This is a genomic window from Pseudoalteromonas phenolica (assembly GCF_044788725.1).
Taxonomy (GTDB): domain Bacteria; phylum Pseudomonadota; class Gammaproteobacteria; order Enterobacterales; family Alteromonadaceae; genus Pseudoalteromonas; species Pseudoalteromonas phenolica_C.
The window spans coordinates 1,614,594-1,630,364 of the sequence record NZ_CP173161.1 but is presented as its reverse complement, the minus strand read 5'-3'; the positions used below and the strand labels follow the sequence as shown (position 1 = coordinate 1,630,364).

Genomic DNA, 15,771 nt, shown 5'->3' with positions numbered 1-15,771 from the left:
TTATAAACCGAATACTACTTTTTCACTTTTTAGCATACGGCTGCTTAGGTAGCTAAAGATACCAAATAGAGCAAGCGTAATAAGCGTTGATAAAGCTAGCTGAGCCACAGGAATGTCATTGCCTTTAATAAACTCAATCATGGCATATTGCTGCGCTGCGATTGGTAGCCATTGAACAACGTCTGTCGCAATATCATAAGTTGTCACCATGCTCAGTGCCATTGGTACAAATAACACCATAGTGACGTAGGTCTGCGCTTCTTTGAAAGACTTCGCCATGAAAGACACAAACACTTGTAGGCTTGCTGACATCAGTGCAATCGGTAAACCAATCACAAAACAGAACAACATAAATTCAATGCTTAAATTCACACTAAAACCAAGTTGCTCCCAAGGCACCATGCCATAAGCAAACTTTGATACCACTAGGATTAGTGCAAGGCCTAACATTGAGAATGTTGCAATGGCGCCTGATTTCGCTAGTACAATTTGTAAAGTGCTAATTGGGTGGCTTAACAATAATGCGATAGAATTACGCTCACGCTCACCCGCACTGGTGTCAATTGCAAGGTTCATTGCAGCATAGAACAGAGTAAGAACAATAGACAATGTCGCAATACCTAAGAACATACCGCCTTTAGAGTCTGGTGTCGCTTGGTCGTGTACTTGCACATCGACGGCACGCATAAGCGTTGGGTCAACACCTCTGGCCAATAAACGTAAACTAGCTACTTCAGCGTTATAGCGTCCAAGCGCCAGTTCTAATCGAGTGATTGATTTACGTAACTTATCATTCGATTTATCTGCGATCACGGTGACTGTTGCTGGTCGCCCTTCAGACATTTTTTCAGCGTATTCATCGCTAATCTCTAGTACGATTTCTTTAACGTCCTCGCCTGTACCATGAACAATTTCTTTACTCTCTAGGTACTGAACAAGATTAGGGGCTTGCTCTGCATTTTTAATGGTGATTTTTAAGTCTTCTGGTGAGGCAAATTGCTTTAGCATCACAGAGAATAATAAACACATTAAAATGGGAGTACCGATAGCATAATATAAGCCTGCCATGACTGAGCGTTTATCACGGCTTGCATCTAATACTTCTTTTTTAAATAAAACTGACAGTAAGTTCATCATGCTGCAATCCCCTCATCACTACCTATTAATTCAATAAACGCTTCTTCTAGACTTTCTTTTCCTGTGCGTTCACATAATTCTGCAGGAGACCCTTCGGCGACTACCTGACCTTTCGCCATCACCACAACATGGTCGCACAGCGCTGCCACTTCTTGCATTACATGGCTTGAGAACAGCACACAGTGTCCCTGCTCTTTCAGCATGAGTAATAACTCACGAAGAATACGCGTGCTCATAACATCTAAACCACGTGTTGGCTCATCTAGAATAATATTCGTTGGTTTGTGCACTATTGCTTGCGCCAGTGCCGTTTTCATATGCTGGCCTTGCGAAAAGCCTTGGCATCGTCTGTCGGCGATATCATCCATTTTTAACTTGCTTAATACATCTTGGGTCGCAGCTTTTGCAGCTTCTGTTTCCATGCCGCTGAGTTCGGCATAAAACTGAATATATTCGCGCGGTGTTAAACGCTCATATAAACCACATGGATCTGGAAATAAACCCAACTTTTGTTTTGCAGCCATAGGATCTTTTGCGACATCAATACCATCAATCTCAGCATTGCCGCTGTCAGCTTTTAATAGACCAAAAACTGTGCGTAAACAGGTGGTTTTACCTGCACCGTTTGGACCTAATAAACCGGTTATTTTGCCATTTTGAGCAGTAAAGCTTAGGTTATTCATTGCTTTAACTGAACCGATTTTCTTTTCAAGATTATTTACAGAAATCATAGCTTACTCCTTATCATTCGATTCAGTTGCACTTTTAGCATTTAATGCAACACCGTTTAAGTTCATAAAAAACTGTTTACGACTGTCTTTCTCTAAACACGTTGTTTCTAATTCTTCAGTGCCTTTTGAGTCAATAAACTTACCAACAATGTTGGCAGCACAAGTTTGAGATACAACGCCATGCGTCGCAGTTGGTGCGACAAGGTGTTTAGCATTACTCATCTCTACCATTGCCATTTCAGCCCAACTTGCTGGCGTTGCTGGATCTAAACCACCAGATAATAAAAGTGTTGGAATATCGGTTTTAACTGGTTCGTAAAATGACTTATCTACCGGCTTTGCATCCCAAATTGGGCAAGCAATATCAAAGCCCTCAATCATCATACGACCCATATAGGCTTTACTGTGCTCAGCTCTTGATGCATCTGTCAGACTCGGCCAATCTTCTGAGCACACAATCGCACTGTGCATACCCATCGCCATGCTATCCATCATGTCTGTCGAAGATAAAAGACCCACAATCGGTGAGTAATCTCCATTTAATGCTTCGTTTATTGCAAGCGGCACAAGAGCGCGAGTTGTATGGCTGTATAAAGCCATACGAATTGTACTGAACACCTTCATTTTGGTTAGAACTAATGTAATTTTCTTGTGCGTTCTTGGGTGACGTACTGTTGTTTCGATTGCTTGATCGTCTACCTGCTCAAGTAATTTATAAAAGTTTGTTTTAAGGTTTGGATAATTCGCTGAGCAGTTTGCATCAGCTTCACATCTATCAAGCAGAGCATTCATTGAATCATCAATCGCTTTACCAATGGCTGTTAAGCTTTGTTGCATTGGTACAACACCATCCAGTGTGCTGGTAATAACAGAATTTGGGAATTGACGCGTATATTCTTGCGCTATACGTGTACCGTATGACACGCCATACAAATGCAGACCTTTATACCCGAGTGCTTCTCTTACTGCTTCAAAATCTTTGGCCGCCGCAACGGTAGAAAAATGCGATAAATCAACATTTAATTTTGTTTTGCACTTTTGCGTATCTTCTTTGCTGTAAGCGACTAGATCTTCAGTTAAGTCATTAAATTCAAATTGAGAAACTAGATCAGAGCCTTCACATTGTAATTGCATCGACTTACCAGTACCACGCTGGTCAACAAGTAGGATGTCTCTTGTTTCACGCGCATAACGTAGGTTTCTATCAAAAATGAATGCTAAATCCATGGCTGATTGACCAGGGCCACCGGCAAAACCAAGCACTGCCTCATCTGGTTTACTTGGTTTAATGGCAGGAATAACGGCAAAATGGATATCAATCTCGCCATCAGTTGGGTTGTCTGAAAGTGGTTGTTTAATGCTGCCACAAAGTAATCTATCGTCTAAGCCCTTTGCATAGCACGGCGTCAGTTCTGGTTTTACTTTGTTATCTTGCTCAGCAATAGCTGAAGAAGAAAGCCCCATCATTAGTGGCAGAGCCGCTAACTGAAAAAGCCCTATTTTTGAATTGTTACTTCTGCTCATGATTGAGTTCCTTGTTGCTTTTTACACACACTATGGTAATTTTAACTTAGTGTATTGGTGTATTATTGTATTAATACAGTGAGTTCAGATTAATGCTAGAATTTATTAATGTCAACCCCAGTAGTGGCGATCCAATTTATAAACAATTGCACGAGCAAATTGTTCGTTTAATTGTCGGTGGCCAAATACAAGCTGGAGAAGAGTTGCCATCCGTTAGGAAAATTGCAGAATATTTCACCGTGAATCCTATGACTGTTTCACGGGCTATCGGCATGCTCGTCGATCAGGGTTGGCTTGAAAGGCGAAGAGGTCAACCAACTAGAGTAGCCGAAAAACAACCTCAATCCATGCAACAAGGACATGCTCTATTGCATGAAGGCGCCGACCAATTAATACAACAAGCTAAGCAGCTAGGTGTATCAATAGATGAACTAATCGAGATCCTCTCGAACAGATGGGAGCAATAATAATGACAACCGCCCTTTTAGAATACAAAAACGTTCATAAGATATTTAATCAAAACATGGTGTTGAAAAGTATTAACCTAATCATAGAGCCTGGCATGGTAGTAGGTTTACTTGGCAAAAATGGGGCAGGTAAAACAACCCTTTTGCGCAGTGCCTTAGGGCTCATCGAAATTGACACAGGTGAAGTATTTACCCTCGGAGCTAACCCAACTCAATTAAATACTGAATTAAAATCTCAAGTAGGTTATGTGCCACAACAAGCATTCGGATACGAAGGTTTTTCGATTAGAGAAGCATTAGATTTACACTCAAGCTTTTACTGTGAGTGGGATAATTCATTAGAGCAAGACTGGCTAAAACGATTTGAATTAAATCCTGATGATATGGTTGAAAATCTATCTATCGGTCAAAGACAAGCGCTTGCTTTAATTATGGCGATGGCCTATCGACCTAAACTACTTATTTTAGATGAACCAGTGGCAAGTTTAGATCCAATCGCTCGACGTGAGTTCATGTTAGATCTCTTTGATCTATCACTAGAGTCAGGCTCAGGAGTGATCTTCTCAACACATATCACGTCAGATATTGAACGTGTCGCGACTCACGTAGCGCTTGTTAAAGACGGTGAAGTTAAGCTCTTTAATGAACTCGATGAATTAAAATCTTCCATTAGAAAAGTGAACTTTAATCCGACTCAAACTATTAATTTAAGTCAGTTCGATATCCTGCATCAAACCACAAACGCAGCAATAATATCAGGTTACCAAAATGAGCAAATACCTGATGCTTTACATATCTCTTCTTTATCACTCGAACAGTTGTTTGTGGAGCTGCACGCATGAGCAATCAAATAAAAAGAGCATGGTACCGTGGGTTTTATGCTTATTGGTTCAAAGAATGTGGGAGTTTGAATTACCTCTTACCCATGTTTATAGGCGTTTTTGCCAGCGTTCTTATCATGATCAAAAACATAGAAGAGGTATTACCTTTTACTATTTGTTTTACGAGTATTTGTGCGTTTGCTTCAGTTGCTTGGCAAAGCATACGACTGCAAGCCACTGAGTGGCATAAGTTGGTACCTGGCTACACGAAACATATTGTAACGCAAGGCCATATTATCATCATAGTTCCTCATATCATCCTTATATGTGCAGCTCTAATACTTCAGCAGTATCACGCATTAAAGCTTTTAAGTATCTCTACTTTGCTAGGAACAGCTTTCTATTTGAAGTGCCGTGTAACGAGTAAAACATTTAATGCAAGCGCCTATGTATTTTTCGCCATGATTGGGTTAACTATCATCTTGAAAGATATCCCTTTATGGCTTGCTTGTTCGGCAATCTTTGTAACAGTCATTTTAATTCTTCTTAGAGACCGTTTTGGCTCTGCTTTCAAATGGCAACCTCAAGCACTTATTGATTACAAGCACGCACTTCAGTCTGGATGGTCTCCAATCCCGAAAAGCTTTATGAAAGGTTATGGGCAAGGGTTAAATAAATTCTTCTTCCCTTTGAGTTATTTTATGGGTCGTTCTCTTTTGCAGTATACCGCGCTATTACTCGCCATATTTATTTTGCTATTTACCCTGAATTATTTTTATGTAGTTGGACAACCTAGCTTGTTTATTTTCGCAAACTTGTCGTGTGTTTTGGTATTCATGATTTTGTGGACTCGTATTCAAAGACAGCAAGCTTGGAGTACTTTAATCACTTTGCCAATCTATAGTAGTGTCAGTGAGGCGAAACAAAGTTATGTAAAAGCTGGCGAAAAATACGCTTTTTTTATTCTGCTGTGCTCTTTAGTACTGGTTGGTTTTATAGAGTTGATCCGCTTTGAATCGCCAAGCTTTTATTTATCAGCGATTTATACTTTGACTAACTCGGGCGGCGTATTGATATGCTTTGCTGTGGGGAATTTCTGTCGAAAGTCGGCTTTCTTTAGTGTCGCACTGGTTTTTACTCTAGGCTTTGTACTTGCAATTACAGGTATTGTGGTTGAAACCAAAGAATTCGAGCTTGCACATCTAGGGGGCGCGATAGGCTATTTTCTATTTGCGCTTTACGCTAATAGAAAATCTGCGAAACATTTATACACAGACAGCTAAATTTTACCTTATAAACTCATGCCAATTAGAAATACCACTCGATTATGCGGGTTGGTATAAAAATAAAAAGCCCGAACAGAGTTCGGGCTTTTAATATGTTTAAAGATAAAAGAGATTACTTAGCTGCCTTCTTCTTTTTCGGCTTATCTTCTTCTACCCACTTACCGTTTTCATAAGTTGCTTTCCAACCCGTCGCTTTACCTTCCACTTCAGTCATTACATACTGAGTCTTGGTTTTACGAGAGTAGCGAACAACCGCTAAATTGCCTTCTGAATCTTTCTCAGGTGCATCAGCTAGATAATAGAATTTAGGAGAAATTCTATCTCTGAACTGTTTCAGCTCAGCAACTTTAGGTGCACGTGTTTCCCTTGATTTAGGGAATGTGTGTGCCGCTAAGAAGATACCTGAAGCACCATCACGTAATACAAAATACGCTTCTGACTTTTCACAAGGCAGTTCTGGTAAGTGGACTGGATCTTCTTTAGGTGGCGCTGGCTCACCACTTTTCAGTAGTTTACGCGTGTTTTTACAGTCTTCGTTGGTACAACCGAAATACTTGCCAAATCGACCTGATTTAAGCTGCATCTCTGAGCCACACTTATCACAGTCGATAACGGGGCCATCATAACCTTTGATCTTAAACGTACCTTGTTCAACGATATAACCACTACAACCAGGGTTATTACCACAAACATGAAGCTTACGGGTTTCATCAATTAGGTATGAATCCATCGCAGTTTCACATTTCGGACAACGCTTCATCTGCATCAGGGTTTCAGTTTCAACGTCTTCTACATCTGCTGCAACCGCTTCATCACCAGAAACCAAATTCATTGTGGTTGTACAGCGCTCTTTAGGTGGTAGGTTGTAACCAGTACAGCCTAAGAACACCCCTGTTGAAGCTGTTCTGATACCCATCTTGCGATTACACGTCGGACAGTCTATGTCAGTCTCAACCATGACGTTTTGACGCATACCGCCATTTTCTTCGTCACCAGCAGCTACTTCTAGTTGCTCTTTGAAATCAGCGTAAAACTTATCTAGAACCTGAGTCCAGACACGTTCACCTTCAGCAATGTCATCTAAACGCCCTTCCATCTTCGCAGTGAAGTCGAAGTTCATTAAGTCATTGAAGTTCTCAACTAGTCTATCGGTAACAATTTCACCCATCTTTTCAGCAAAGAAACGACGGTTTTCAACTCGTACATAACCACGATCTTGAATGGTTGAGATAATTGCAGCATATGTAGACGGACGACCAATACCACGCTTTTCAAGTTCTTTTACTAAACTTGCTTCAGAGTAACGTGCAGGTGGTTTAGTAAAGTGCTGTTTAGGATCTAAAGCGACTAATTCAACACTATCGCCCACCGCTACCGCTGGTAGAGATTGATCTTCTTCATTTTTCTTACGCACTGAAGGTTGTACTTTAGTCCAACCATCAAAGCGAAGCACTCGACCACGTGCTTTTAGCGTGTAATCACCCGCACCAACCGTAATAGTTGTTAAGTCGTATTCAGCTGGTGTCATTTGACACGCCACGAATTGACGCCAAATTAGCTCATATAGCTTTTTAGCATCAGCATCAACGCCTTCAACATGACCAGATAAAACATTTACATCTGAAGGTCGAATTGCTTCGTGCGCTTCTTGCGCATTGCCTTTAGAGCTATAACGAATTGGGTTTTCAGGTAAATATTTATTGCCGAAGTTGTCGGTAATATAGTCGCGACACATTGCAACCGCATCATTTGATAGGTTGGTAGAGTCGGTACGCATATAGGTAATGTAACCAGCTTCATAAAGGCGCTGGGCCAACATCATGGTTTTCTTAACGCCATAGCCTAAGCGTGTACTTGCAGCCTGCTGCATCGTTGATGTGATGAATGGCGCGCTTGGCTTACTCTTACTTGGCTTTTCTTCTACCTTTACAACACTTAGTGCTGAAGATTCGATAGTTTTAACCGCAGCCATAGCTTGGCTTTCATTAACCGGTTTAAAAGCCTCGCCTTGGTATTTTGTTACCGCAAAACGAACATCTTCTGCTTTTGTTTTCGTATCTGCGTGAATATCCCAGTACTCTTCTGGAATAAATGCTTTGATTTCACGTTCACGTTCTACCAGAAGTCTTACTGCAACTGACTGTACACGGCCCGCAGACAAACCACGAGCGACTTTCTGCCATAATAAAGGTGAAACCATGAAACCAACGACACGGTCTAAGAAACGACGTGCCTGTTGCGCATAAACCATATCAGTATTTAACTGACCTGGCGCTTCGAAAGCTTGCTGAATTGCATTTTTGGTAATTTCGTTGAAAACAACGCGTTTGTATTTTTCAGGCTCACCACCAATGATTTCTTCAAGGTGCCAAGCAATTGCCTCTCCCTCTCTATCCAAATCGGTTGCGAGATAGATATGGTCAGCATTTTCTGCAAGTTTCTTAAGTTCTTGAACAACTTTTTCTTTACCCGGAAGTACTTCGTAATGCGGTTCCCATCCTTTCTCAGGATCGATACCCATACGAGCAACTAAATTCGCGTAATCTTTGTTCTTCTTATATATGGCTTTTTCTTCCGGCGACATTTTTCTTACTTCTGCCGGAGACTTGGTGGCAACCCCTTTAGTTTTGCCTGCACCTGAGGTCGGAAGGTCGCGCACATGACCTACACTTGATTTAACAATGTAGTCTTTGCCTAAGTATTTATTAATTGTTTTCGCCTTTGCAGGTGACTCTACAATTACTAACGATTTGCCCATAGCTGCCTATTCTGACTCATCTTGGTGTATGCCCATCGGGCGTGAATATTTATAGGTATATCTACAAACACCTATTGTTACAAGCTTTTAATACAAAGTTTTAGCTGATTAATGATTAATTACACAGTTTTTGTTGCAATTTTAAGCAAAAATGTATCAAGCAATAAGTAAGCTGCGCAATATAATGGAAACAATACAAAAATGCCAACCGTTCGGTTGGCATTTTTTCAAGTGAGTATTGAAATTTAAGGGTTACTGTCTAGAACAGTCAGTGTTTTTGACTTAACTTTAGTAGTACCGTCAGGTTCCGTGAAAGTAAATTGAATCGATAGGTTTCCACTTTCTTGACCATTTGACTCTGTCTCTCTTTTCAAAGTCACTCGGGCGAAATCAGTAACTCTACCTAATTGCTCAGGAACGACTTGGTCATACTCGTTGATTTCTAATTTACCATTTTCAGAGGTTATCTCTATTTCAGTGCCTGCAGGTAAAGGATTTCCATTAATATCTGAATAAAATATATAAACAGTTATACTCTCAACACCTGAATCACCCAATGTCACCTGAGAAATATCACAAAAAGCATTGGTATGAGACTCTTCTAGAATCAAGTTGTCTTGAGACGCACAATTAGCACCACCAAAAGATGAGTCTACAGCAAAACGTACATAAGGTGTGTCTCCAGACATCACAATACTAAACTGTTTTCGTACTTCAATAAGATCTTTCGAACAGGCACCCGCTGCTTGTGCATCTTCACTACATAGCAGACCATTGTAGATACCATCAGCGGCATCATAAATGCCATTGTTGTTGATATCTCTAAATATCTCGTTGTGTCCACCATCGCTGTTTGCAGGTGCACATGGGTCGTCAGCATCACCTTCTAAACAAGTTTTAGCATCGAAGCTACCATTATCATTGATATCTAAGAATGCTTCAGGTAAATCAAATGCAGAGTGGTATTCACCTTCATCAAATCGACCGTTACGGTTATTTGTACCTGGCTTATCAACAAAGGTTTCTTGGCCTTTTGCTGTCACTAAGAAGCTTACTCGGCCACCTCGGATGATGTTTCTACCATCTTTTGTGGTTGGATAAGTGCCAATACAAGGTGCTGCATTACCAAAATATGTATCACATACATCTGCAATAGTATTTTGCCACTCACTCGCCGAGAAAGGTGCATCACCTTGATTTCGCCAAGTTAATGTACAAGTCGCATCAGTACTCTGACAATTATAAAGCTCATTAAATTGTTCACCATCAAATGTACCCACAACGCCAGTTTCTGATTGCACAGTTGCAGTTACGCCGTCACCGCTCAGCTGATTAAACTGATCACCAAAGTAAATATTTATATCTACTGTAGCGCCGACATGCGTTAAAGAGTTTAGATTGAGAGTCACTGGTGCCGCATCAAAACTATCTTGGTCTGTTACACCTGAACTCAGTAATATACGCGAAGAAATTCCTGTTATTTGCTCCGAAATTGGCACAAGAACATAACCACCTTCAGGGCAGTCATCAGGTTTAGGGTCAACATCACAACGGTCAAATTCATCAGGCCAACAGGTTACCTGTTGGTTAGTACCGTTTACTTGGTCAATTAAATCATCAGGAATATAACACGCTTGAACAACGAGAGGACCCGGCACCAAACCTGAAGTCACCGTTGTTTGTGCTTTACCATCGTTATCTGTACTACTTGTAGATTGTGTTAAACCTGCAGCGCCAATACTGTCAGTAAGCCTGAAGTCTATACGCTTTTGCTTAATCGGGTTTTTATCTTCATCAAGTAGCTGGAATTCAACAACGGATAATGTTGGTGCCCCACCTTCACCTGGAGGTAATGCAATAAACTGCTCAAAGTTTTCATTGGTTGTTAAAAACTTAAGCGCTTGTGCAGGCGATTCGCTCACTGTCAATTCAATTGAGTTCACAAAGTTATTACCACCAGCCTCAACGGTTGCCGTTATTTTATCTGTGATACTACAACCATTTGCTCGGTATGTTGCTGTTGCTTCACCATTAGATGACTTCACTTGTGCATCAAGTTGCGCTTCGCCATTATTTGCACACACTGATGAGAAATTGACATCAGCTGGGGTTAAATACAGATTTCCCTCTTCATCCCTCAGTGTTGCTGTGATAACTGTGCTGCCACCTGCTTTTAACTCAGTGACACCATCTTCTAAACCGTTATCTAACGAAATTACTAAGTCCACTACTCCAACAGAGAAATTGCTGCTATTAGTTTCACCATCATAGGTTGCAGATACTGTACCTGCACCACCATTATCACCTGGTTGTAGTTTTAAAAGTGCAACACCGAATTCATCAGTTAATGCTGTACCACTGCTTGGTAAAATTTGGCCAATGGTTGTTGCAACATTTACAATTTCACGCGTTAATGCAGTACCACTTTGTTTTGAAGATAGTTTTACAAATACTTCTGCTAACTCATTTGAGCTAATGCGGCTAGAGTCAGTACAACCAGTGTTTGGGTCATCTGGGTTTAACTCTACAGTTGCACGGTTTTCGTCCCAATCATCATTACAACCTGTCAAAATACGCACATCAATATCGTAAGTACTGGTTTCTTCCCTAGGATTACCTGAAGAGTGAAAAAAGGCTGTTTGTACAAAGCTCAAATTAGCGGTTTGTTGGTAAGTTACCGTAAACTCACCTAAACCAGCTTCTGTCGTTGGCACTAACTCAAATGTTGCTTCACCATTTACATCCGTCGCAATTTTACCGTTACTCGGGCGAGTCGTCGCAATTTCATCGCCTTGAACTAGAATTAACGCGTTATTAATTGGCTGATTATTTTCAGTCAGAGTAACCGTCACAAAGCCATTTGTTTGCGCTGAGACAGGGTTAGCTGACGTAATTGGTTGACCAGCGTCATCTAATACCTGTCCGACTGTTAAGGTAATACCACCGGTACCTGCACTATTGAAGTCAAGTGTAGCGACAAGATCACCACCTTCTTTCTCAAAGGTCACGGTAGCGCGCCCTGCACCTTCTAGGTCGTTATCTAGTAAGCGAACTGTTGCGACACCTTGGCTGTTAGTCAAGATGGAACCTGATTTATGGTCCAACGTAGCAAATTCATCAACGGTAAATTTAACACGACTATTTTGTACTGGCGCATTATTGAAAAGAAGTTGTGCTTCTAAAATTAAAGGGTTGGTACCAGAAAGTTGGTTTGAAACGCTCGAATCACTTTCATTTTTAGCTACAAATACAAATTTATAGGGGTCAACATCAAACTTAGGGTTGCCATCGGTGTAGTACGGTTGAACACCCACTACATCTGAATCATCATTATGTCTGTAGGTTGCTGTCAGTGCTTCAGCACCCGTTTGGGTATTTGCCTGTAAAACCAGTCTTGCTTGTCCATTTGCATCAGTTACCACGCGACCATCACTCGGAACTGTCACCCCCTTAAGACCTACATCAACGGTAATAAACTTGTTAGCAAGTGGCGTGTTGCCCTCTGTGAGTGAAATTGTAACAAACGCATCTTTGTTCTCACCGATTCTATTTGCATCAGTAATTGCATTACCTGTTGAGTCAGTAATCGCGATATCAATAGAGATGCTATCTGTACTGAAACCCATTGAGAAATAAGTGTTTTGAACATTAATATTGTCTGTTGAAGGTGTTTGACTTGTGCCCTTATAAGTCGCCGTTATAATTCCAAGCCCTTTTACTGTATTAGGCTTAAGAATAAACATCGCTTCACCATTGGCTTGCGTTAAACGGCTTGAGAAGTCTAAAGTACCTTGATCCCCTGCATTAACTTCAACAATTGCTCCAGATTTTGCAATTTGATCATCTACCACCTTAACTGTCACAATCGCTGGTTTTGAAACACTCAGTGGGTTTGACTCATTAATTGGATTACCTTCGCTATCAAGCACGGTGATACTCATTTGAATCCCACCATCACCTAAAGAAGTAAAGTTGTAACTAGATACAACTTGAGTACCACTTTGCGATGAGAACACGGCATTTACAACACCACTTCCAGCGATTGAGTTTGCAGTTAATGTAGTAGATGCAAAACCATCAGCATCCGTTAATGCAGACGTTTTATCTAGTTCTGCACCATCGTCACTCGAAAATTCAATAGTTTGATTGCTTAATGCTTGGCCATTAAGTGTTAAAAATGCCTGTAATTTGATTGGCGTTGCCACACTTAAACTAGTAACAGCTTCGCCAGTAAGTGCATTCACACCCGAAAGAGCAATTTCGTATACTTGCTCACCAAAATAAGGGTTACCTAGAGTAGTAAAATTAGCTATAGATTGCTCATTTTCATAAGTAACAATGATTTCGCCAGCACCTGCTTCTTTCGTAGCTTGAATCGCTAAAAATGCAACACCTTGAGAGTTTGTTTCTACTTTTGCGTTATTATTCGTGAAAGCCAATGTATCCAACTGGAACTCTATTGTTTCTCCAGTAACCGGCTTGCCATCAAACAACAATTCTGCCTTAACTAAGCCACTGCGAGATTGGCTTAATGGGTTATCAACCGAGATCTCTTTACCGTCGATATCAATGACTGAAGTGCTCAATCGTAAACCACCGTCACCTAGACCTGAGTAATCGATGCTTTTTTCGAGTGTGCTTTCAGATAAAGAAACTGAGGCTGTGACCGCACCTGCGCCTTGCTGATTAGTCGGCATGAGTTTTACAGTCGCTTTACCATTGCTATCTGTCAATACAGAACTTGAACCAACAAAACGCGCATACACGTCAGTGGTAAAATTAACACGTGTATTGGCAACGGCGGCGCCATCATTCTTTAATGTAGCTTCAACCGTCAAAGGAGTTGAAAGAGACAATTCATTCGTTTGTTCTATGATGGTAAGTGACAACTCATAATCCCCAGAGGTACTCCCCCCAGAGTTATTGTCTGTTTTATCGATTGTTCCACCGCCACCACAAGCAGTGACAAATAAGGAAAACAGCAAAATGCAAAACCAGCGCATTAAAGGCATTAACCTCTCTCCCTAGCTGAATTAAAGTTATTATCTTCCCCATGTTACCTTATAAAGTGATTAAAAATCACAACTTTTTCTTAACTATTTGACGTTTTTTTTTGGCCTCAGGGCACCATGCTGGTAGGCTATTAAGAATTTGAAAAAATCTAATAAATAATATGACACAAAATAACAAGATGAGTTTAACCACTCGCATCATGCTGGGCATGGTCGCGGGTGTTTTTCTAGGCCTGCTTTTCCAATTTATTCTTGGTGATAAAGAAGACGTTTTAATTCCTCTAGGATTATTTGATTTAGCCGTTAAAGGTTTCTTTGTAGACGGTTTATTTCATATAGGCGGACAAATTTTCATTGCCAGCTTAAAAATGTTGGTTGTGCCCTTAGTTTTCATTTCTTTAGTGTGTGGTACATGCAGTTTGAGTGACCCTAAGAAATTAGGACGTTTAGGTGGTAAATCAATCGCACTTTATTTAACCACCACAGCTATCGCAATCACCGTTGCAATCTCGCTCGCATTGTTAGTTAGCCCAGGTGTAGGTTATGACGTGCCGACCGAAGCTGCATTCGACGCAAAACAAGCCCCAACGCTGACTCAAGTTATCATTAACATGTTCCCTACTAACCCAATCAATGCGATGGCAGAAGGTAACATGTTGCAAGTTATTGTGTTTGCACTTTTATTTGGTATTGCAATGGCACTGAGTGGTGAGCCTGGAAAGCGTGTGGCTAAAGTATTTGATGACTTAAACACGGTTGTCCTTAAACTTGTGACGATTTTAATGAACTTAGCGCCGATTGGTGTTTTCTGTTTAATGGCTAAGTTATTCACAACCATTGAAATGGGGTTAATCCTAGGGTTAGCAAAGTACTTTTTCACTGTATTAGCTGCTTTATTTATTCACGCACTCATCAATTACTCTGCACTTTTAAAAGTTCTAACGGGTTTAAGCCCAGTTACATTCTTAACTAAAATGAAAGATGCATGTATGTTTGCATTCAGCACATCAAGTTCAAGTGCAACTATGCCAGTAACCCTAGAAACAGCCACTAAAAAACTTGGTGCACACAACTCTGTTGCGTCTTTCACCGTTCCACTTGGTGCGACTATTAACATGGATGGTACTGCCATCATGCAAGGTGTAGCGACTGTATTTATTGCGCAAGTTTTCGCTGTTGACTTAACTATCAGTGATTACCTTATGGTTATTCTTACTGCTATGCTTGCTTCTGTAGGTACTGCAGGTGTGCCTGGTGTTGGCCTTATCATGCTTGCAATGGTATTAAACCAAGTAGGCCTACCTGTTGAAGGTATTGCTATCATTATGGGTGTTGACAGACTGCTTGATATGACGCGAACAGCAGTAAATGTGACAGGTGACTGTATGGTTACATGTGTTGTTGCTAAATCTGAAAACGAATTCGATACACATGTCTTCAATGACCCAAATGCAGCGAAAGCATTAGAAAAAATTGATTAATCTTAAGCTGCATAAAAAAGCCCTGACTGTTCAATCAGTCAGGGCTTTTTTGTTTTTAAAAACTTTATTTTCTTTTAATTTACGTAAAAATTTTAAAACAAAGGCTATACTTATCTTATGCATGGGTAACAGAGCACAGAAATTTATTCTGTATTAGTATATACACTGTTACAAATAAACTATTGTGTTTAGCGTAAACAGCCCATACATTGTAGTTATTGGTTAATTCGAGTGTGTTGTATGAACATAGTTAAGGTTATTGCGCTACTTTGCGTTATCAGCTTACTAAATGTATCAACAGCGAAAGCTGTTCAGTACGACACTGTGCCATCTGTAAGCTCTGTAGTTTGTGATTTTGATAATTCAAACTTAAACGATCTTGACGATGGTATTATCAGCAAAGTTCCAACTTCTGTTGCTACTACTGAACTTTTTGAATTTCTTTATAACGATATCCACTCATCGTTTTCAACGCATCACTCAGTAATAAGAGCCCCACCTTTACTAAATTAATTCCGATTTTTCGTGCTTATTAATTTATATACAGAGGTGAC

10 protein-coding genes are annotated in these 15,771 nt (G+C 40.5%); 5 read left to right on the top strand and 5 right to left on the bottom strand.

Annotated features, from left to right (window positions below):
* The 3 genes from ACH784_RS07465 to ACH784_RS07455 are packed head-to-tail and all read right to left on the bottom strand — an operon-like array spanning position 1 to position 3,392.
* Positions 1–1,137 (bottom strand): ABC transporter permease, encoded by a 1,137-nt coding sequence (locus tag ACH784_RS07465; protein ID WP_404394715.1) that lies wholly within the window; start codon positions 1,135–1,137, stop codon positions 1–3.
* On the bottom strand, positions 1,134–1,868 hold the full coding sequence (locus ACH784_RS07460; RefSeq protein WP_404394714.1) for an ATP-binding cassette domain-containing protein: 735 nt from the start codon (positions 1,866–1,868) through the stop codon (positions 1,134–1,136). Before ACH784_RS07460 ends, ACH784_RS07465 begins: the two co-directional genes overlap by 4 nt.
* A gap of 3 nt (positions 1,869–1,871) precedes the next feature.
* Positions 1,872–3,392: an alpha/beta fold hydrolase gene (locus ACH784_RS07455; RefSeq protein ID WP_404394712.1), complete on the bottom strand. Its 1,521-nt coding sequence runs from the start codon at positions 3,390–3,392 to the stop codon at positions 1,872–1,874.
* Between the two features lie 92 nt (positions 3,393–3,484).
* On the opposite strand from ACH784_RS07455, the gene ACH784_RS07450 reads away from it, so the two are divergent.
* The 3 genes from ACH784_RS07450 to ACH784_RS07440 are packed head-to-tail and all read left to right on the top strand — an operon-like array spanning position 3,485 to position 5,963.
* The gene (locus ACH784_RS07450; RefSeq protein ID WP_404394711.1) at positions 3,485–3,859 is read left to right on the top strand and encodes a GntR family transcriptional regulator; all 375 of its coding nucleotides are present in this window, start codon (positions 3,485–3,487) and stop codon (positions 3,857–3,859) included.
* Between the two features lie 2 nt (positions 3,860–3,861).
* Positions 3,862–4,701, top strand: coding sequence for an ABC transporter ATP-binding protein (locus ACH784_RS07445; RefSeq protein ID WP_404394709.1), 840 nt, complete (start codon positions 3,862–3,864; stop codon positions 4,699–4,701).
* Positions 4,698–5,963 (top strand): hypothetical protein, encoded by a 1,266-nt coding sequence (locus tag ACH784_RS07440; RefSeq protein WP_404394708.1) that lies wholly within the window; start codon positions 4,698–4,700, stop codon positions 5,961–5,963. The genes ACH784_RS07445 and ACH784_RS07440 overlap by 4 nt, the downstream gene beginning before the upstream one ends.
* A 115-nt stretch (positions 5,964–6,078) precedes the next feature.
* Here ACH784_RS07440 and topA read toward each other — a convergent pair whose 3' ends face one another.
* Together topA and ACH784_RS07430 are read right to left on the bottom strand one after the other, a co-directional pair.
* Complete coding sequence (gene topA, locus ACH784_RS07435) at positions 6,079–8,724, bottom strand: type I DNA topoisomerase (protein ID WP_404394706.1); 2,646 nt, start codon at positions 8,722–8,724, stop codon at positions 6,079–6,081.
* Between the two features lie 245 nt (positions 8,725–8,969).
* Positions 8,970–13,736, bottom strand: coding sequence for a hypothetical protein (locus tag ACH784_RS07430; protein ID WP_404394705.1), 4,767 nt, complete (start codon positions 13,734–13,736; stop codon positions 8,970–8,972).
* Between the two features lie 161 nt (positions 13,737–13,897).
* On the opposite strand from ACH784_RS07430, the gene ACH784_RS07425 reads away from it, so the two are divergent.
* Complete coding sequence (locus ACH784_RS07425; protein ID WP_404394704.1) at positions 13,898–15,217, top strand: dicarboxylate/amino acid:cation symporter; 1,320 nt, start codon at positions 13,898–13,900, stop codon at positions 15,215–15,217.
* Between the two features lie 240 nt (positions 15,218–15,457).
* Entirely contained in the window at positions 15,458–15,730 is a 273-nt protein-coding gene (locus ACH784_RS07420) for a hypothetical protein (protein ID WP_404394702.1), read from the top strand.
* The last annotated feature ends 41 nt before the right edge of the window (positions 15,731–15,771 follow it).

Coding starts and splice junctions, on each gene's coding strand:
- ACH784_RS07465 (WP_404394715.1), bottom strand. CDS start 1,137: ATGATGAACTTACTGTCAGTTTTATTTAAAAAAGAAGTATTAGATGCA.
- ACH784_RS07460 (WP_404394714.1), bottom strand. CDS start 1,868: ATGATTTCTGTAAATAATCTTGAAAAGAAAATCGGTTCAGTTAAAGCA.
- ACH784_RS07455 (WP_404394712.1), bottom strand. CDS start 3,392: ATGAGCAGAAGTAACAATTCAAAAATAGGGCTTTTTCAGTTAGCGGCT.
- ACH784_RS07450 (WP_404394711.1), top strand. CDS start 3,485: ATGCTAGAATTTATTAATGTCAACCCCAGTAGTGGCGATCCAATTTAT.
- ACH784_RS07445 (WP_404394709.1), top strand. CDS start 3,862: ATGACAACCGCCCTTTTAGAATACAAAAACGTTCATAAGATATTTAAT.
- ACH784_RS07440 (WP_404394708.1), top strand. CDS start 4,698: ATGAGCAATCAAATAAAAAGAGCATGGTACCGTGGGTTTTATGCTTAT.
- topA (WP_404394706.1), bottom strand. CDS start 8,724: ATGGGCAAATCGTTAGTAATTGTAGAGTCACCTGCAAAGGCGAAAACA.
- ACH784_RS07430 (WP_404394705.1), bottom strand. CDS start 13,736: ATGCCTTTAATGCGCTGGTTTTGCATTTTGCTGTTTTCCTTATTTGTC.
- ACH784_RS07425 (WP_404394704.1), top strand. CDS start 13,898: ATGACACAAAATAACAAGATGAGTTTAACCACTCGCATCATGCTGGGC.
- ACH784_RS07420 (WP_404394702.1), top strand. CDS start 15,458: ATGAACATAGTTAAGGTTATTGCGCTACTTTGCGTTATCAGCTTACTA.